Below are 18,978 nucleotides of genomic sequence, written 5' to 3'. Positions count from 1 at the left end.
AGTTCATCATGAACATCTCCAAGTTCTTCATCGACCGCCCGATCTTTGCGGGCGTGCTATCGGTGGTGGTGTTGCTGGCCGGCCTGATCGCGCTGGTGCAGTTGCCTACCGCCGAATATCCGGAAGTGGTTCCGCCTTCCGTCATGGTCCGCGCCCAGTATCCGGGGGCGAATCCGAAAGTCATTGCGGAAACCGTCGCCTCGCCGCTGGAAGAGAAGATCAACGGCGTCGAGGACATGCTGTACATGCAGTCGCAAGCCAACAGCGACGGCAATATGACCACGACGGTGACATTCAAGCTCGGCACCGATCCGGACAAGGCCGCACAGCTCGTGCAGAACCGCGTCAACCAGGCGCTGCCGCGCCTGCCGGAAGACGTGCAGCGTCTTGGCGTGACGACCGTGAAGTCGTCACCGACGCTGACGATGGGGGTCAACCTTGTGTCGCCAAACGGCAAGTACGACCTGACCTACCTGCGCAACTACGCACTCATCAACGTCAAGGATCGTCTGGCACGTGTGCCGGGTGTCGGTGAAGTGGTGCTGTGGGGCGCGGGCGACTATTCGATGCGCGTCTGGCTCGATCCGCAGAAGGTGGCACGTCAGAACATGACCGCCAGCGACGTCGTCAAGTCCATCCGCGAGCAGAACGTCCAGGTGGCGGCCGGTATCGTGGGCGGTGCGCCGATGGCGACCAATGTGCCGATGCAGCTCTCGATTAATGCGCAAGGCCGCCTGAAGACCGAGGAGCAGTTCCGGAACATCATCCTCAAGACGAATCCGGATGGCGGTGTTGTGCATCTCTCGGATGTCGCGCGCATCGAACTGTCGTCCGCCGAATTTGCGCTGCGCGCGATGCTCAGCAACAAGGAGGCCGTCCAGATCATCATCTTCCAGCAGCCGAATGCCAATTCGCTGCAGATTTCCGACGATGTGCGCGCCATCATGGCCGAACTGCAGAAGGAAATGCCAGAGGATGTACGCGCCGACATCGTGTACGACCCGACGCGCTTCGTGAAGGAGAGCATCGACGCCGTGGTCCACACGCTGTTCGAGGCCATCGCGCTGGTGGTGCTGGTGGTGATCGTGTTCCTGCAGACATGGCGTGCTTCGCTGATCCCGCTGCTGGCCGTGCCGGTGTCCATCGTCGGTACGTTCGCACTGTTGCTTGGTTTCGGCTTCACGATCAATGCGCTGTCGCTCTTCGGCCTGGTGCTCGCCATCGGGATCGTGGTGGATGATGCGATCGTGGTGGTGGAGAACGTCGAGCGCAATATCTCCGAGGGCCTGACGCCGCGCGAAGCCACGTACAAGGCCATGCAGGAAGTCAGCGGACCGATTGTGGCCATCGCGCTGACGCTGGTGGCCGTGTTCGTGCCACTGGCCTTCATGAAGGGCCTGACGGGTCAGTTCTATCAGCAGTTCGCGATGACGATCGCCATCTCGACGGTGATCTCCGCATTCAACTCGCTGACGCTGTCTCCGGCGCTGGCTGCCCTGCTGCTGAAGGATCACCACGCACCGAAGGATGCCCTGACGCGTGCGATGGACAAGGTCCTCGGGCCGTTCTTCGTGCGCTTCAACAAGGTGTTCAACCGCGGTTCGGATTCCTACGGCAAGGGCGTGGGCGGCGTCATTCAGCGCAAGGCCGTCATGTTCGTCATCTACGGCATCCTGCTGGCCGGCGCCATTCTGATGGGCAAGGTCGTGCCGGGCGGATTCGTGCCGGGTCAGGACAAGGACTACCTGGTGAGCATCGCGCAGCTTCCGCCGGGATCGTCGCTGGAACGCACGGAAGAAGTGGTACGCAAGATGACCGACATCGCGTTGAAGCAGCCGGGCGTGGTCGGCGTGCCTGCCTTCCCCGGTTTGTCGGTGAACGGCTTCAGCAACTCGTCGAGCAGTGGCCTGGTGTTTCCGGTGCTCAAGCCCTCGAAGGAACGCGGCCCTGGTGAATCGGCCGAGGAAATCGCGGCGGCGCTTAACGCCAAGTACGCGGAAGTGATCAAGGACGCCGTCACCGGTACTTTCCCGCCTCCACCGGTACAGGGCCTGGGCACGCTGGGCGGCTTCAAGCTGCAATTGGAAGATCGTGGATCACTTGGCTACGAAGCGCTCAACGATGCCACGCAGGCGTTCATGAAGGCCGCCGCCAAGGCACCTGAACTGGGCCCGATGTTCACGAGCTTTCAGATCAACGTGCCACAGCTCGATGTCGACCTCGACCGCACCAAGGCCAAGCAGCTTGGCGTAAACGTCACCGACGTATTCGACACGATGCAGATCTACCTCGGCTCGCTGTACGTGAACGACTTCAATCAGTTCGGTCGCGTCTATCAGGTGCGTGCCCAGGCCGATTCGCAGTTCCGCGCCACGGCAGCCGACATTCTCCAGCTCAAGACGCGCAATGCCGTGGGCGAGATGGTGCCACTGTCGTCGCTGGTGACGGTCTCACCGACCTATGGTCCGGAAATGGTGGTGCGCTACAACGGCTTCACCGCCGCCGATATCAACGGTGGCCCCGCACCTGGCTATTCGTCGGGCCAGGCCAAGGCCGCGATCGAACGCATTGCCGCCGAGACGCTGCCGCGCGGCATCAAGATGGAATGGACGGACCTGACGTATCAGGAAGTGCTGGCCGGCAACGCCGCATTCTGGGTGTTCCCAATCAGCGTGCTGCTCGTGTTCCTGGTGCTGGCCGCGCAGTACGAAAGCCTGACGCTGCCGCTGGCCATCCTGCTGATCGTGCCGATGTCGATTCTGTCAGCGCTGCTTGGTGTGTGGGTCACGCGCGGCGACAACAACATCTTCACGCAGATCGGCCTGATGGTACTTGTAGGGCTATCCGCGAAGAACGCGATCCTGATCGTGGAATTCGCACGGGAACTGGAAATGCAAGGCCGCAGCATCGTACAGGCCGCCATCGAGGCCAGCCGCTTGCGTCTGCGTCCGATTCTGATGACGTCCATCGCTTTCATCATGGGTGTGGTGCCGCTGGTGATGTCCACCGGTGCCGGTGCCGAAATGCGCCGCGCCATGGGGATTGCGGTGTTCTTCGGGATGCTTGGCGTGACGTTGTTCGGCCTGCTACTGACGCCTGTGTTCTACGTGGCCCTGCGCAAGCTGACTGGCGGCAAGCCGATCCTGGACAAGCACCACACGCATACGCAACCGCTACATGGCCCCGCGCCGACGGCGCTGTCAGCCGAGTAAGCCCGGACGCAAGGAGAACATGATGAACAAGCTCACTTTCAAGCCCGGCACTCGGTGGCTGGCAAAGGGTTCGATGCTGCTGGCATCCCTCCTCGTCCTGGCTGGCTGCTCGCTCGCGCCCACTTACGAGGTACCGGAAGCCCCCGGCCAATCGACGACGGCGTTCAAAGAAGCCCCCCAGGGATGGTCCCGCGCCGAGTTCAGGAAGGAAGAGTCCGGCACATGGCAAACGGCCAACCCCTCCGAGGCCCTGTCGCGCGGCGAATGGTGGACGATCTTCGGCGACGACAGGCTCAATGAACTGGAGCAGCAGGCGCTGGAAGCCAACCAGAACCTGAAGGCCGCAGCCGCGCGTCTGAAGGAAGCCCGCGCGATGGTGCAGGCTGCCAAGGCCGGATGGTTCCCGACGCTCGACGCAGGCTTCGGCCCAACCCGCATGCAGCAATCGGCCGCCTCGCAAATGCAGCCGGATGGCACGAACGTTCCGCAGCAGACGCTGTGGCGGGCGCAGGCCAGCGCCTCGTACGAAGTCGACCTGTTTGGCCGGGTAGCCTCGACTGTGGATGCCTCGAAGGCCGACGCCCAGCAAAGTGACGCCCTCTTCCGGTCGGTCCAGCTTGCGTTGCAAGCCGATGTTGCGCATAACTACTTTGCGCTGCGGCGGCTCGATGCTGAAGCGGAAGTCTTCATGACCACGGTGAAGTTGCGTGAGGAAGCCTTGCAACTGGTAGAGCGCCGCTTTGCGGAAGGCGACATCAGCGAACTGGATGTCTCCCGGGCGCGGGCCGAACTGGCCACGGCCCGGTCCGATGCCATGACTGTCCAGCGGCTGCGTGCCACGTCCGAGCACAGTCTTGCGGTTCTGCTGGGCAAGGCGCCTGCGGAGTTCTCGATGCCGGCCATGCCGCTTCAGGCTGTCAACGTCCGGGTGCCAGCGGGCTTGCCCTCATCGCTGCTGGAACGTCGCCCCGACGTGGCCGCTGCGGAGCGCGCCATGGCAGCCGCCAACGCCCGTATTGGCCTTGCCGAGGCCGCCTTCTTTCCATCACTGACGCTCACAGGCGTTGGCGGATTCGAATCGGCCACTCTTGGGGATCTGTTCAAGTGGAGCAGTCGTGCATTCCTGCTGGGGCCGCTCGCGGGAACGGCATTGAACATCCCGATCTTCGATGGTGGCCGCCGCAGCGCGAATCTTGAGAACGCCCGCGCCCGTCACGAGGAAGAGGTAGCGAAGTACCGCCAGCAAGTCCTGACCGCGTTCCGCGAAGTGGAGGATAGCCTGTCCGATCTCCGCATCCTGGAGGGCCAGACTCGTACGCAGTCCGATGCTGTGGCTGCAGCCGCACGCGCCGCGGCCATCTCGCGGACGCAATACACGGAGGGCGCGGTGAACTACCTCGACGTCATCGATGCCGAGCGTACGGCCCTGCAGACGCGCAGCGCGGCGGCGCAACTCCAGGGCGTACAGGCCGCGGCCACGGTCAATCTGATTCGCGCCCTCGGCGGGGGCTGGGACGGCGCGGACAAAGCCGCGCCTGCCGTCGCACAACGCTGACTTACGCCCGTCTCGCGTTCATCCCCAGGCGTCATGGTCGACGCCTGGGGTCGGCGCTTGGCGTCTCTTTCCAACGTCATTCAGTACATTCCATGACAAATACCAATCGCCATGCCGAAGGGCGTGGCAAGCCACTCATCCTGGCTTCCGTTTGCCTTGCGGCGATCGTCCTGCCGCTATCCTTCTCGGGTGGGGCCGTTTCCACACCCGCCATCGGGCGTGAACTCGGCGGCAGCGCCACGTCGTTGACGTGGATCACCAACGCTTTCATGCTGAGCTTCGGCAGCCTGCTGATGGCCGCCGGCGCGCTGGCCGATGTATTCGGACGCAAGCGCATGTTCACCACCGGCATTGGGCTGTTCGCGCTGTTCTCGCTGGCGCTGTCCGCCGCGCCTTCCGTGTTCTGGATCGATGTGCTGCGCGCACTGCAGGGCATTGCCGCCGCTGCCGCGCTCTCGGGCGGCTCTGCCGCGCTCGCACAGGAATTTGAGGGCCACGCCCGCACGCGGGCATTCAGCATGCTTGGCACCAGCTTCGGCATCGGCCTGGCATTTGGCCCGCTGCTGGCTGGCTCGCTCATCAGCACATTTGGCTGGCGCGCGGTGTTCCTGTCGACGGCCATCATCGGCCTGATCGCGCTGATTTTCGGCGCGCCCCGTATGCGCGAGACGAGAGACCCGAACGCACAAGGTGTGGACTGGCCCGGCACGATCACGTTCACGGCCACGCTGGTGCTGTTCACGTATGGCGTCATCGCGGCGCCGGAGTCGGGCTGGAGCGATCCGCTGGTGATCACTCTGCTGGCCGCATCCGCCCTGATGCTTCTCGTCTTCGTGGTGGTGGAAACACGCGTCAAGCGTCCGATGCTGGACCTCTCCCTGTTCCGGTATGCGCGCTTCATCGGCGTGCAGATGCTGCCAGTCGGTACCTGCTACTGCTACATCGTCCTGATCATCATGCTGCCGCTGCGATTCATCGGCATTGTCGGCCTGAGCGAAATCGATGCCGGTATCCTGATGATCGCGCTGTCGCTGCCAATGCTGGTGGTGCCGGCGGCCGTCGCCACGCTGACCCGCTGGATCTCGCCCGGCGTGCTGTCCGGCCTTGGTTTTCTGATTGCGGCCATTGGCCTGCACTGGCTCAGCGCCATCGACATTCGCGCCACGGGCATGACGGTTGCGCTGCCGATGCTGCTGATCGGCGTGGGCGCCGGCATGCCGTGGGGCCTCATGGATGGTCTTTCCGTCAGCGTCGTGCCGAAAGAGCGCGCCGGCATGGCAGCGGGCATCTTCAACACCACCCGCGTTGCTGGTGAGGGCATTGCACTCGCCATTGTCAGCGCCATTCTTGCCGCGCTGGCCTCCAGTGGCCTCGCCAGCGTAGCTGGCGACGCGGCGGGCATCAGCGCTGCACGACTGGCCGAAGGTGCACAGCGCCTGGCTACAGGTGACCTGACGCACGCCATAGCCACCCTTCCCGAAATCCAGCCTGAGTTGCTGCTCGCGGGGTACGGACAGGCGTTCGAAAGCCTGCTTCACATCATGACCGTGATCACCGTTCTGTCGGCTGGCGCCGTCTTCGGCTTCATCAGCAAAACGGGCAATAACGACGACACCGCGATCGGTACCGTTGAGCAAACTGGCGTCTGACGCCTTAGATGGTAGATGGAGAACTTCATGTCACTGAATCTCGAAAACAAAGTCATCCTCGTCGCGGGCGGCAGCAGCGGCATCGGCCTCGCACTGGTCAAGCAAGCGGTATCACTGGGAGCGCACGTTCACGTGGTGGGCCGTTCGACCGAAAAGCTTGCGCTTGTGCAGGCAAGCCTGGGGTCAAGCATTACCACGCACTGTGCGGACATCGGCATTGAGTGTGAGGTGGAAGAAATTGCGCGCACTATCCCGGTTGTCGATCACTTGGTCACGACCGCCGCCGCGCTTGTCTTCAAGCCATTCCTGGAGACCTCGCGCGCAGACATCGACAGTATGCTGGGTTCGAAGCTGATCGGCCCCATCAATCTGGTCAAGCATCTGGCTCCGCGCATGCCCCACAGTGGCTCCATCACGTTCTACAGCGGCCTGGCAGCCTACAAGGCGAACGCTGGCGCAAGTATCGTGGCGGCGGTGAACGGCGCGCTCGATGGCCTGGCCAGGACCCTGGCCATCGAGCTCGCACCGATTCGCGTCAACGTTGTGTCTCCCGGTGTTGTCGACTCGCCGACCTGGGATTTCCTGCCCGCAGATACCCGATCTGGCGCCTTGGGAAGCATTGGTGATGCGTTGCCCGTTGGCCGAGTCGGGACGATCACTGAACTGGCCAATGCCGGGCTTTTCCTGATTGCGAATGGCTTCGCCACGGGCACGGTCCTCCAGATCGATGGCGGTGCCAACGCCTGACGATTTGTTGACCGAATCTGAAAACAGATGCTCAAAAGCTGCGCTTCCAGGGGCAGCGAGAGCAGGCGACATTTGATCCGGGATATCGCTTCTCTCCCGGTATCCTGAGCGAGCGCCGAGGCGCTCCTTTTCTCCTCCGGAAAGGCTGCACATTGCGTTGTCTGTCATGTGCTAGCACAACAGGTTAAGCGCAGCGAACGCTGCGCTTTTTTTTTTGCGCCATCGCCAACTCGGGAATGCGATTGCAGCCTGTGGCCAACTGCTACTCGTTTTGCACGAGAGCCGGCACTGGGCGGCCGCTTTCGGCGGAATGGGGTCTCCCTTTGTTTTCGCTGCAGTTTACCGGGGTAGCCGCCCTCGTAGCCACGCGCGTTTCCCGGCGGCCATCAAAAAAACTTCCGATAAATCAATAGGTTGCTGTCTGCCCCGTTCCAGTTTTTTAAGTGCTGTAAGCGACATATTATCGTGCTGAACGTTGCGACCATCTTTCATTGCCGCTACCCTCCGCAGTCCGTCTCACGCGTGGGAGAAGCGCGATGGATCACTGGCGGTTGGCCTACCTCGGGATGCGGCAGATCCCACAGGAACTCAGCGAGTTCGAGCTTGCCACGTTCTTCACCTACTCCCCCAAGGAACGGGCACTGATTGATGCTCGGCGCAGCCCTTTGTATCGCTTGGCCGTCGCCGTACACATCGGCTTTATCCGCATGACGGGACGCACGCTTGATGCCTGCAAGCAAGTGCCCAGATTTCTCTGGGCGCATGTCGGTGCCCAGGTTGGTGTGACGCCGCCGGACATGGGCACGCTCAACGCACTCTACGATGGGCGCACCGATACACTGTCAACTCACCAGATGCTGGCCTACCAAGCCCTCGGCTTCAGTCCGATGGCTGAGCACCAGCGCCGCTATGTCACGCGCTGGCTCAAGGAGCGTTTGACGGGACAGCCGAGCCGCACCGCGCTGTTTCATGAGTTGAAGCGCTGGCTGTATGAACATCGGATACTGATACCCCATGATCGCGCACTAAAAAGACTGATCAGCCAGGCCGTCGCCACGGCCGAGGCGGCGCTTGCCGTCGCTCTGGTGCGCGCCTACGGGGCCTCCTTGGACACATGGGGCATATCACTTGCGCGCCCGCATGGCGACCGCACGAACCTGCAGCAATGGCTTTGGGCCGTCCCGTTGCGAACCTCGACCCACCAGATCGGGGAATTGTTCGACAAGGTCGAACTCCTTTATAAGCTGGGCGTTCACCGAAACTGGCCAGCGGCATGCAATGAAGTGCTGATACGCTACTATGCCCGGCGCTGCGCCAATCGTCCGCCTTCAGTGAGCAAACGAGTCGCGCAGCAACCCCGCCGATTGGAAGCTGCTTGCTTTCTGCGTTACGCTTTATGTGCCGCCACGGATCATCTGGCGACCATGTTGCGACACTGGATTCAGAAGTCCGTCAATGACGTTCGGCGCCTGATTGAGGCAGGCCGACCGGACCCTGCCACCCAGATGCGAGAGTTCGCGACCGCGGTCAAAGCGCTGGCCGCGGATGAGATGCTAACCCGGGAAGCACTCTGCCAGCAGTTGTCGGCGCTGGCCGACGCGGCGCTCAACCGGCGTGCGCCCAGCCGTGCCAGCCTGATTCGCATGCAACTCCTGTCGCGACACCGCCAGGCTCGAGCGTTGCTTGGCAGGTTGGTTCTGCTGCCATTCTCCGCCCTGTCAACTCACCCGGTGATTGAAGCGTTGGCAGTACTCCAGGAAATCTACACGCGGAGGTCCGATCATCTTCCCGACCCAATCACGATTCGACTTGGCCGCGCCTGGCAACCCGCCCTGGACGGAGAGGACCGACAGCGGGCCCTGGCCGCATTCGAGTGGGGCACGCTTTTCGCCCTGCGGGTGGGATTGCGGAATGGCTCAGTCTTCCTTGAGCACAGCTTTGCCTTCCGAAGCCAAGCGACCCTCTTGATCAGCGCCAGCGATTGGAAGGCCAAACGCAACCACTTCTATGGCCATCTTAAGCTGCCACAGGATGCTCAGGCATTTCTGAAGCCTGTGGTCACACATCTGGATGAAAGCCTCGCCAGGCTCCGGGATGCTGTCGTGTGTGGGAAGCTCAAAATTGACGATGCAATCCACATCGACCCCTTGGTGGCAAGCGCTACGCCCGCGAATGTGGAGACATTGCGAGGCGCACTGTTCGAGCGGCACCCAGGCGGTCAGCTGCCTGAGATCCTGCTCGAGATCGACAGCGCCACGCACTTCAGTTGGCTTTTGCTGGGAAGAGAGCCGCATTCCCGCAGCGAATTGCTATTGGTCTACGCAGCGATACTCGCGCACGGCACATCGATGTCGGCTGCGGATCTCGCCCGAATGGTGCCGGAGTTGTCGCCTCCCGCGATCCGGCAGATGATGCATCGGGTTGCGGATGAACGGAAGCTGCGCCACGCGGCTGAAGCCGTGCTGACCTTCATGCATCAGCACCCGATTGCCCAGCATTGGGGGCGCTCCGATCTGGCCTCGTCAGACATGATGTCGTTGGAAACGACACGCTCTGTCTGGAAAGCGCGGGCCGACCCACGCCGGCGGACTGCTTCGATCGGGATGTACACTCACGTTCGCGATCGGTGGGGCATCTTCTATGACCAGCCAATTTTGCTCAACGAGCGCCAGGCCGGCGCAGCGATCGAGGGGGTGATCCGACAAGGCGGTTCGGAAGACGTCGCGCAACTTGCAGTGGATACGCACGGCTTTACAGATTTCGCGATGAGTCAGTCACGGCTGTTGGGCTTCGATCTCTGTCCGCGACTGTCCCACCTGCGCGACAGACGTCTGCATGTTCCCAGGCATCATAATGCGCCCCTGACCAAGATACGCCCAAACCGCTATCATAAGCCATCTGGTTATATAGAAGGCAACGTTGATTACTTGTAGAAATAAGCACGGAACTGTCAGCTGCCCCAGCTAGGCTGGCCGGCCTTTCAGCGATTGTCGAGATCCTGTATGGCCACCGTCGAGCGTACCGCCTACCCGCGTTTCCCAAAGGTCTTTTCCCTCAAGGAATTGCGGGCCTGCTACACACCAAGCGCGGAAGAGCTGGACTGGGCGACCCGGTCCACACGCGGGCAAGAATCGCGACTTGGTCTGCTGGTGCTCCTGAAGGTCTTTCAGCAGCTACACCACTTCCCGAACCTTGACACGATTCCTGCCAGCGTGCCGGAACTGGTGCGCATCAGTGCCGGCCTGAACCCAGGTACGAAGTTTGGCTACGACCGAAAGGTGTCGCCGACCTTGTTCCGGCACTACACGGCCGTGCGAGAGTTCCTTGGCATCCAGGCCTACCTCGGCACCGATGCCAACGAGGTCACTATCCGCGCTGCGCGCGACGCCGCCGAAACGATGGACCAGCCGGTTGATATCATCAACGCGACGATCGATGCCCTGGTCCTGCGTCAGATCGAACTGCCATCCTTCTCCACGTTAGATGCCATCGTCGAGCAGGTCCACGCTCGCACGCAAACGGCCCTGTTTCGCCGCATCAGACGACGCCTGTCCGAAGACGAGCAGCACCGGCTTGACCGGTTGCTGACCCGAGACCTAGCAAGCCGTCAAACCGCTTATCACAACATCAAGCGCCACGCGCTGCGTCCCTCGCGCAAGCACCTGACGCTGCTGATCGAGCATCTAACCTGACTGGACACCATTGGAGACTTTTCCAAGACCGTGGCAGGCGTGCCGGCGTCCAAGCTGCGGTCCTTGGCGAGCCAGGCTATGAGCCTAGACGCGGCCAATCTCAAGGAGATCTTGCCGGAAAAGCGCTATGCGCTGATGGTGGCGCTCCTCAATCAAATGCGGGTACGGGTGCGGGACGATCTCGCCGAAATGTTTATCCGGCGCATGAGCGCCATCCACAAGCGGGCACGGGAGGAGTTGGAGCAAATCCAGTCCCGCCGCCGCGCGCAAATGGAAAAGCTCGTCGCGCTGCTCGACGGCGTGGTCGAGATCGTCGCCGAGGGCGAGGACGATGCTCAGACCGGCGTAGAGGTAAGGCGCCTTCTTGCCCCCTCAGGCGATTTGGAGCCTCTACGCGAGAGCTGCGCCGAGGTCCGCGCCTTCAGCGGGAACAACTACTTGCCCCATTTGTGGCGGCATTTTCGCCCGCACCGTTCGGTAATGTTGCGCCTGGCCGAAGTGCTGACGTGGCAGTCAACCAGCCAGTCGTGCACCCTGCTGGCTGCACTGGCAGTCGTGTTGAAGAATGCGGCCCTGCACCGTGAATGGTTTGCCGCCGACGTCGATCTGAGCTTCGCCTCGGAGCGCTGGCGCAAGCTCGTACATCGCTCTGACAATCTGGGGCCTGGCATCAATCGGCGCTATCTGGAGCTCTGCGTGCTTTCGCATATGGTCGGCGAACTGCGCTCTGGCGACCTCTGCGTCGACGGCTCAGACGCGTTTGCCGACTACCGGCTGCATCTGTTGCCCTGGCGTGAATGCGAGCGCCGCCTCCCTGACTACTGCGCCAAGCTGGAAATGCCGACCAACGCGCAGGATTTCGTTGCACACCTACGTCAGTGGTTGGCCGCGACGGCACAGAACCTGGACGATAGTTTTCCGGATAAGCGTCAGCACGTCACCATTGGCCGCAACGGCGAGCCGGTACTCCGCCGAACCGTCGCCAAGGAAATCCCCGCCAGCGCGCTTGCGCTTCAGCAGACGCTGATCCGCCACATGCCAAACCGCAACCTGCTGGACGTCCTGGCCAACATCGAGCATTGGACCCACTTCACGCGCCACTTCGGCCCGCTTTCAGGCAGCGATCCCAAGATCCGCCACGCCGCCGAGCGCTACTTGCTGACGATCTTCGCGATGGGCTGCAATCTAGGACCCACGCAAGCAGCTCGCCACATGGGCGAACGGGTGACGCCGCACATGATGTCGTTCGTCAATCGGCGGCATATGAGTCTCGAACGGCTTGAAACCGCGCAGCGCGAACTGATCGAGTTGTATCTCCAACTCGACCTGCCCAAGCATTGGGGGGACGGTAAGACCGTGGCGGCTGACGGCACACAATACGACTTCTACGACAATAACCTGCTCACGGGCTACCACTTCCGCTACCGCAAGAAGGGCGCGGTGGCCTACCGGCATGTTGCAGACAACTACATCGCCGTATTCCGACACTTCATCCCGCCCGGCGTGTGGGAGGCTGTCTACGTCATCGAGGGCTTGCTCAAGGCTGGCTTGAGCGTGGAGGCAGACACGGTGCATGCCGACACCCAGGGCCAGTCAGCTGCCGTTTTTGCCTTTACCTACCTGCTTGGCATCAACCTGATGCCGCGGATTCGCAACTGGCAGGATCTGAAACTTTACCGAGCTGATCCCACCTCCAAGTATCGTCATATTGAGCGCCTTTTTTCGGGCGTGGTGGATTGGGACCTGATCGCCCTTCACTGGCAGGATCTGATGCAGGTCGCATTGTCGATCCAGGCCGGAACCATATCCTCTCCCTTACTGCTGCGCCGCTTGGGATCGCATAGTCGCAAGAATCGCCTCCTTCTGGCCGCCCAGGAGTTGGGCAATGTTGTTCGCACCGTGTTTCTGCTGGAATGGATCGGTAGCCGCGAACTGCGCCAGGAAATCACTGCGACGACCAACAAGATCGAGTCCTACAATGGCTTTGCCAAGTGGTTTTCGTTCGGCGGCGATGTGCTGCCTGTGAACGATCCCGACGAGCAGCAAAAGCGATTGCGCTACAACGATCTGATCGCCTCCGCAGTGATCCTTCAGAACACCGCCGACATGATGCAGGCGCTTCGTGCCATGGAGAAGGACGGTATCAAGGTCGACGTAGACGACATCGGCTTCCTCAGCCCATATCTCACCAGCAACATCAAGCGCTTTGGCGACTACAAGCTAAACCTTGAGCGGACTCCGGAGGCTTGGATCCGCGACAGTCTTTTCGCTACCCCTGCATTCTCCGTTCGGAAACCACGCCATGCCTAACACCCAGACCCCTTATGGCCCGGTTGACACCGATGCCTTGCATCGCCTGCAGGACAGTTTCGACACCCGCGAGATCCTGCGCATTGTGGACCTCGTCGATACGATACGGACCCGAGTCAGCGAGCCAGCAGGCATTCGCGACGACTTACTCCAGTTACATGGCATGGCCCATTCGGTTCTCAATGGTGCCAGTCTCGTCTCGGGAGCAACGAATCCAGCCTTGGTCGAGCAGGCCGAGACCATTGTGGAGGAACTGGAAGACTTGATACGGGTGCTCCAACGCGCTGTGCACGCGCTGCGCCCACTAGAACTTCTCCGACCTTCCGGCGACGCGTGACAGGCTTGCTGCATCGATAGGTGCACCGGCCTGCAATAACCGACTGTCCATCTTGTGCTGCCTGCAAGCCATTCCGGCTGAGCACCAGAAAAGCCTTTGGTACGCCTCGAGCGCTCGCCTTATATCGAAGATGCACAGTTAGGCGAATTCATCATAACTGGGAGGCTTATGATAGCGGATTGGGCGTATCTTGGTCGCAGGCCTAATGTGCCTGGCGAACTGGCTGCCGTCACCGATGCAGATGTTCGACTGAGCCTCATTGAGTCCGCCTGGGACGAGCTGGTGCGGATTGCGGCGTCCGTGCAAAGCGGGCAATGCACCGCAGTCCAGGCACTCTCGCGCTTTGGGGTGGCGGCGCGCGGACAGCCAGTCTATGAGGCCGGCATGCATCTCGGACGGTTGTTTCGTACGATCTTCCTGATCGACTATTTCACGAATACCGCATTTCGCCATGAGATGCAGCACGTGTTGAACCGCGGTGAAGCGGTGCACATTCTCCAGCGAGCGATCCATTCCGGCAAGATACCGATCGAGCTGGCGCGCCATGACGCGTCGCTGGCGGCAGTGTCATCGGCCTTGACCTTGCTATCCAATTCAGTAATGGCTTGGAATACGATGCACATGCAACGCAACTGGGACGTCCTCGAGAGAATCAGCAGCGAGGCGACTCGATCTGAGGACCTTCGGCATATCGGTCCGACCCATCTCGAGGGAATCAATCTGCGGGGCACTTTTGAGTTTCCCATTGCGCGCTATGCGCATCGGCTCATGCCCACTGCGGCGTTCCAGTCCGACTCATCTTCGCAGTGGCGTACGGCGTAACCGTTTTTGCTTTGAAAGCGGCTCAGAGGACGGTACCAAAGAACTGATACCTCTGGGTGCGCAATAGTCACACCGGCGACATGCATCCCCTGACCGCCGAGCGCTTGCCGTCATCCGCTCGTCGGCTCCGACTCGGCTTTCGGAGACTGACCGCCCTTCCCTACCGCCACGCCCATGCTACAGATCGGTATCCGTGGATGCGGAAGATGAACCAGTCAGCAAGTGATTGATTTTATGGGGATATCTTCCGGGCATCGGCCGGAAACCCGCATGAATGCTTGGGGTAGCTAACCCGGTAAATTGCATCGAAAACAAAGGGATACCTATTCGCGCTACCGGTCCGCCATGCTGACGCTGATCATCATGGCGAATATCCCGTTTGCGTTGATCGGCAGCGTGATCGCGATGTGGCTGGGCGGGCTCACGCTTTCCGTCGCATCGATGGTCGGCTTCATCACGTTGACGGGTATCGCGACGCGCAACGGGATTCTGAAGGTGAGCCACTACATCAACCTGTGCCGGTTCGAGGGCGAGTCCTTTGGCGTGCCGATGATCGTGCGTGGTTCGCTGGAGCGCCTGACCCCGGTGTTGATGACGGCGCTGGTTGCCGCGTTCGCGCTGACGCCGCTGCTGGTCTCGGCAGACGCGCCAGGCAAGGAAATCCTGCATCCGGTGGCGGTGGTCATCTTTGGGGGGCTGGTTAGCTCGACCCTCCTCGATTCGCTGCTCACACCATTGGCGTTCTGGCTGTTCGGCCGCAAGCCGCTGGAGAACATCCTGGCACAGCAGGGCCGCGAAGCCTATTGATCAAGGGCTACTGCAGCGACGCCCGCAAGTCGCTGCATCTTTGGAGTACATGATGAAGAAGCAGATCGCAACGATGTTGATGGCAGCCAGTCTCGGGTTCTCCAGCCTGGCGATGGCGCACGGCGCTAAGCCAGCCCAGTATGGCGGCGTGGTCCAGACCGCCGGCGACCTGCAGTTCGAGCTGGTCAACAAGGAAGGGACCATCACCATCTACGTGGACGACCACGATGCGAAGAAGCCGGTGGCCGGCGCCAGCGGCAAGCTGACGGTGTTGACCGGCGTACAGAAAACTGAGACGACCCTCGCCGCAGCTACGGGCAATGCGCTGGTCGCGGCCGACAAGGTTCAGGTCGCGCGGGGGTCCAAGGCCGTGGCGGTGCTCAAGTTTGCCGACGGCAAATCGGTGACGGCTCGCTTTTCGGTCAAGTGAGTCAGAGTGAAATGTCGACCCGCATCTCGGCGATGTGGGTCAGGTACCGCTCGCAGGGCCTTGCCTTAGCTTGGCCTGGCATCCGCGGCTACGAGGCTCGCCGGATGAGCAGGCTGACACATTTGTTTGAGCAGGCACCGCTAGCAACGTCCCTGTAGGGGTTACCAACTGTGGAGCCACTAATCTTGATTGTGAAAACGACTGGACTATTCATCGCAACAGCGCTTGCCGAGATCATCGGTTGCTACCTGCCATACCTCTGGCTCAAACAAGGTCGGTCCGCCTGGCTGTTGTTGCCGGCGGCCCTTAGTCTGGCGCTTTTCGCCTGGCTGCTGACTCACCACGAAGCGGCGGCAGGTCGGGTGTACGCCGCATACGGCGGCGTCTACATCGGCGTCGCGATCGCCTGGCTTTGGGCGGTCGATAAGGTGCGACCGACGCAATGGGATGTCGCGGGGGTGCTTGTTGCCTTCTGCGGGATGGCCATCATCATGTTCCAGCCACGCGCCTGACGGGTCTTACCGGAAGCACCTCCTTCCTGCCGCCGCTGGCTGCGTGGCCATGTTTGAGGATGGAACACTGCGCCGCGGGTCGGGCCTATGGGGCCGCTCTTTGCGCTCGTGCTTTACCTGTTGCATGGGTTTCGCTCATCCGCACCGCTGCGACCACGCCCGACAGCAACGTCAGCGCCGCGACCAGCCAGATCGCCGTCGGCACGCCGAACATATCCGCAGTGATACCGGCCAAGAGGGCTCCCACCGCGTAGCCAAGGTCACGCCAGAGCCGGTAGACGCCCACGGCGGAAGCGCGCCAGGAGGGGTGGGCCACGTCTCCGATCGTGGCGAGCAAGGTTGGATAGACCATCGCCGTGCCGATTCCAAGCAAGGCGGCACCCAGACCAAACACGCGGAAATCTGCTGCCACTGCGGTGACGGCAATCCCCCCTGCCTGCAACCACATCCCCCACACGATCAGCCACTTGCGGCCAATCTTGTCCGAAAGAGCGCCCGTGAGAATCTGCGAAGCGCCCCAGATTGCTGGATAGATCGCAGCTAGCACGCCGATTTGCGCCAGTGTCATCCCTGCTGCGGCAAAGACCAGCGGGAACAGGCCCCAGGCCATGCCGTCGTTCAGGTTGTTGACTAGCCCGGCCTGGCTGACGCTGGAGAGATTGCGATCGGTCAGCGATGTGCGGCGGAAAATCTCGGCTTGGCTGAGCTTGTCCGCAACTGCTTGAGGATGGTGCTCACGCAACTCGTGCACGACGTGATCCCGGGTTTCGCGAACCGCAAGCGCGGAAAGCAGCAGCCCGGCAGCAACGTAGACGACGCCCAGGTAGAAGGGTTCGGGCCTGAGACCGAAGTGGGCGGCGGTCCAACCAGTGGCCAGTGCGCTGGCCGCCACCGCGAAGTATCCGGCAAATTCGTTGAGTCCCATGGCCAGGCCGCGCTGCTTCGGGCCGACCAAGTCGATCTTCATGATGACTGTGGTGGACCACGTCAGCCCCTGGCTCACGCCCAACAGGACATTGGCTCCGACCACCCAATTCCAGTTGGGTGCCCACATCAGAATGAATGGGACCGGTATGGCGACCAGCCATCCGACCACCAAGACTCGCTTCCGGCCGAAGCGGTCGGAAAAACGCCCGGCAAAGTAGTTTGTCAGTGCCTTGGTGATGCCAAACACAACGATGAACGAAAGAATCGACGTGCGCGCGGCGATGTGGAATTCCTGCTCAGCAATGGCCGGCAGGATACTGCGCTCTAGGCCCACCATGGCACCAACAAATGCATTGACGAGGACCAGCAGCGAAAACTGGCCGAGGTTCTCACGCAGCCCGAGGCGGATCGGCGCCGTGTTCATGCCTTAGCGCCCCCAACCCAGATTTGCCTGCACCATGGCTTCCATGTCGGCGGGTTGAGGGGGGATTTCCTTGGTCAGGTATTCGACGAAAGCGGATTTCTCCAAGGTGAGCGCTGCGTTCCAGCGCTTCTCGAAACCAATGGTCGACGCAGGCTTGCCAGACAAGCCGACGCCGCACGCGCTGCCAGCCTGGTGCCCTGGGTAGATCTCGAGATCGGCGGGCAGCGTCAGCAATTTCTCATGCAGGCTGTCATAAAGCTGGGCGGCCATCTCGCGTTCCATGCCAGCGAGGTCGGGGCGTCCGACGGCCCCCACAAACAGCGTGTCTCCAGTCATCACAAACCATGGCTCGTCGCCTCGGCGCAGGTCGCGCACCAGCAGACAGACGCTGTCGGCGTGTGTGCCCGGGGGTGTGCAGGACGTCAACCAGCACATTGCCGGCCTCCAGTCGCTGGCCATCGACCAGCGAGGCGAAGTCGAATGCGACCCGTCCCTTGTTGCTTTCGTGCAGATAGTAGGGTGCACCGACCTGACGCGCCAGTGCGGGACCCCCGGAGTAGTGATCGGCATGTACATGGGTGTCGATCACATGCGCAATCACCACGCCCCCCTTCTTGGCCTCGGCAATGAACCAGGCTTCGTCACCGGCGACGACGTCGACGGCAACTGCCTTGCCGACACCGGCGCATCCGAAGAAGTAGGAAAGCGTGGCGCTTTCTGCGGGGCGTTGCCGGAAGAACATAACTGTCTCCTATGGTTGCCCTAAACCTCGATGGGCAACCCGTGGGCCCGCCACTCGGCCACGCCATCGGTCAGATGGAAGGCGTGGTAGCCCTTGCTGCGCAGGAGCTCGACGGCGTCTTTGGCCATCAGGCAGAAGGGTCCCCGGCAGTAGGCAACCACAGGCATGTCCTTGGGGATCTCGGCAAGCCGCTTCTTAAGCTCGCCCAGCGGTAAGGAGCGAGCATGCGGTAGGTGGGCCGCGGTGAACTCATCGGCAGGGCGTACATCGAGCACCAGCACCTCCCCTGCCCTGGCCTTCCTCAGGATGGCGCCCCGGTCAAATCCTTTGAGGTCATCGCCATGCTCGACGATGGTCGCCAGTGCCACCTGCAATTCGACCAGCCGCTCTTCGGCTGCGGAACGCAAGGTCACCCAGAGGTCGGCCACACCGGTGCTGGCCAGCCGGTACACGACATACTTTCCATCCTTGCGAGTCTCGGCGAGGCGGGCCTCGCGGAGTTCCTTGAGATGCGCGCTAGCCAGCTTCACGCTGATTCCCGCTTGGGCAGCCAGTACCTCGACCGTCTTCTCGCCCTGGCACAGGAGCTCGATGAGCTCCAGCCGCTTCGGGCTGGCTACGGCTTTCCCGATCCGGGCGACCTGCTCGTAAAGGTGATTCTTCAACTCTATCATGCAATCATTCTAGTGAATATTAGAATTATGGCAAGATTTTGCAGCGGAGGGCCCTGTGGGCCGTGGCAAGCGCAATCGCCGGGTCGTGGGCAACCGACCTTCGCTCAGCAAGTTGAGCCAAGACAACCTCGTCCAAAG

Annotated in this window: 11 protein-coding genes and 4 pseudogenes; 11 read left to right on the top strand and 4 right to left on the bottom strand. The window is 61.6% G+C overall.

Features of this window, described 5'->3' with window-relative positions:
- Nucleotides 1-8 precede the first annotated feature (8 nt).
- From AC10V3_RS25495 to AC10V3_RS25445, 11 genes and pseudogenes are all read left to right on the top strand, one after another.
- Nucleotides 9-3,212, top strand: coding sequence for an efflux RND transporter permease subunit (locus AC10V3_RS25495; RefSeq protein WP_490924172.1), 3,204 nt, complete (start codon nt 9-11; stop codon nt 3,210-3,212).
- 19 nt (nt 3,213-3,231) lie between these two features.
- On the top strand, nt 3,232-4,767 hold the full coding sequence (locus AC10V3_RS25490) for an efflux transporter outer membrane subunit (protein ID WP_490924171.1): 1,536 nt from the start codon (nt 3,232-3,234) through the stop codon (nt 4,765-4,767).
- Between the two features lie 92 nt (nt 4,768-4,859).
- On the top strand, nt 4,860-6,416 hold the full coding sequence (locus AC10V3_RS25485; protein WP_490924170.1) for an MFS transporter: 1,557 nt from the start codon (nt 4,860-4,862) through the stop codon (nt 6,414-6,416).
- Nucleotides 6,417-6,443: 27 nt separating this feature from the next.
- Nucleotides 6,444-7,163 carry an SDR family oxidoreductase gene (locus tag AC10V3_RS25480; protein WP_490924169.1) on the top strand — a complete coding sequence of 240 codons (720 nt, stop codon included), beginning with the start codon at nt 6,444-6,446 and terminating at the stop codon, nt 7,161-7,163.
- Nucleotides 7,164-7,699: 536 nt separating this feature from the next.
- Nucleotides 7,700-10,024 (top strand): annotated as a pseudogene (locus AC10V3_RS25475) (Tn3 family transposase); the annotation flags it as partial.
- A gap of 141 nt (nt 10,025-10,165) precedes the next feature.
- A pseudogene (locus AC10V3_RS25470) lies at nt 10,166-13,165 on the top strand (Tn3 family transposase).
- Nucleotides 13,158-13,502, top strand: coding sequence for a Tn3 family transposase post-transcriptional regulator TnpC (tnpC, locus tag AC10V3_RS25465; protein ID WP_490924168.1), 345 nt, complete (start codon nt 13,158-13,160; stop codon nt 13,500-13,502). Before AC10V3_RS25470 ends, tnpC begins: the two are co-directional and overlap by 8 nt.
- Before the next feature lie 186 nt (nt 13,503-13,688).
- A pseudogene (locus AC10V3_RS25460) lies at nt 13,689-14,324 on the top strand (Tn3 family transposase); the annotation flags it as partial.
- A gap of 324 nt (nt 14,325-14,648) precedes the next feature.
- A pseudogene (locus AC10V3_RS25455) lies at nt 14,649-15,131 on the top strand (efflux RND transporter permease subunit); the annotation flags it as partial.
- Nucleotides 15,132-15,180: 49 nt separating this feature from the next.
- Nucleotides 15,181-15,561, top strand: coding sequence for a hypothetical protein (locus AC10V3_RS25450; RefSeq protein WP_490924167.1), 381 nt, complete (start codon nt 15,181-15,183; stop codon nt 15,559-15,561).
- Nucleotides 15,562-15,752: 191 nt separating this feature from the next.
- Nucleotides 15,753-16,073 (top strand): YnfA family protein, encoded by a 321-nt coding sequence (locus AC10V3_RS25445; protein ID WP_490924315.1) that lies wholly within the window; start codon nt 15,753-15,755, stop codon nt 16,071-16,073.
- A gap of 85 nt (nt 16,074-16,158) precedes the next feature.
- Here AC10V3_RS25445 and AC10V3_RS25440 read toward each other — a convergent pair whose 3' ends face one another.
- Genes AC10V3_RS25440 through AC10V3_RS25425 form a run of 4 tightly spaced genes read right to left on the bottom strand, consistent with a single transcriptional unit; the run spans nt 16,159 to nt 18,840 of the window.
- Nucleotides 16,159-17,424: an MFS transporter gene (locus tag AC10V3_RS25440; RefSeq protein ID WP_490924166.1), complete on the bottom strand. Its 1,266-nt coding sequence runs from the start codon at nt 17,422-17,424 to the stop codon at nt 16,159-16,161.
- 3 nt (nt 17,425-17,427) lie between these two features.
- Nucleotides 17,428-17,694 carry a hypothetical protein gene (locus tag AC10V3_RS25435; RefSeq protein WP_490924165.1) on the bottom strand — a complete coding sequence of 89 codons (267 nt, stop codon included), beginning with the start codon at nt 17,692-17,694 and terminating at the stop codon, nt 17,428-17,430.
- Nucleotides 17,675-18,166, bottom strand: a complete 492-nt coding sequence (locus tag AC10V3_RS25430; protein ID WP_490924164.1) for an MBL fold metallo-hydrolase — start codon at nt 18,164-18,166, stop codon at nt 17,675-17,677. Before AC10V3_RS25430 ends, AC10V3_RS25435 begins: the two co-directional genes overlap by 20 nt.
- Nucleotides 18,167-18,186: 20 nt before the next feature.
- Nucleotides 18,187-18,840 (bottom strand): ArsR/SmtB family transcription factor, encoded by a 654-nt coding sequence (locus tag AC10V3_RS25425; protein ID WP_490924163.1) that lies wholly within the window; start codon nt 18,838-18,840, stop codon nt 18,187-18,189.
- Nucleotides 18,841-18,978: the final 138 nt, after the last annotated feature.

The organism is Cupriavidus sp. PB-02, from assembly GCF_058252315.1.
The sequence above is the reverse complement of the archived record's forward strand: the minus strand, read 5'-3'. Positions and strand labels throughout refer to the sequence as shown.

Coding starts and splice junctions, on each gene's coding strand:
- AC10V3_RS25425 (WP_490924163.1), bottom strand. CDS start 18,840: ATGATAGAGTTGAAGAATCACCTTTACGAGCAGGTCGCCCGGATCGGG.
- AC10V3_RS25480 (WP_490924169.1), top strand. CDS start 6,444: ATGTCACTGAATCTCGAAAACAAAGTCATCCTCGTCGCGGGCGGCAGC.
- AC10V3_RS25450 (WP_490924167.1), top strand. CDS start 15,181: ATGATGAAGAAGCAGATCGCAACGATGTTGATGGCAGCCAGTCTCGGG.
- AC10V3_RS25440 (WP_490924166.1), bottom strand. CDS start 17,424: ATGAACACGGCGCCGATCCGCCTCGGGCTGCGTGAGAACCTCGGCCAG.
- tnpC (WP_490924168.1), top strand. CDS start 13,158: ATGCCTAACACCCAGACCCCTTATGGCCCGGTTGACACCGATGCCTTG.
- AC10V3_RS25485 (WP_490924170.1), top strand. CDS start 4,860: ATGACAAATACCAATCGCCATGCCGAAGGGCGTGGCAAGCCACTCATC.
- AC10V3_RS25435 (WP_490924165.1), bottom strand. CDS start 17,694: ATGGCCGCCCAGCTTTATGACAGCCTGCATGAGAAATTGCTGACGCTG.
- AC10V3_RS25430 (WP_490924164.1), bottom strand. CDS start 18,166: ATGTTCTTCCGGCAACGCCCCGCAGAAAGCGCCACGCTTTCCTACTTC.
- AC10V3_RS25495 (WP_490924172.1), top strand. CDS start 9: ATGAACATCTCCAAGTTCTTCATCGACCGCCCGATCTTTGCGGGCGTG.
- AC10V3_RS25490 (WP_490924171.1), top strand. CDS start 3,232: ATGATGAACAAGCTCACTTTCAAGCCCGGCACTCGGTGGCTGGCAAAG.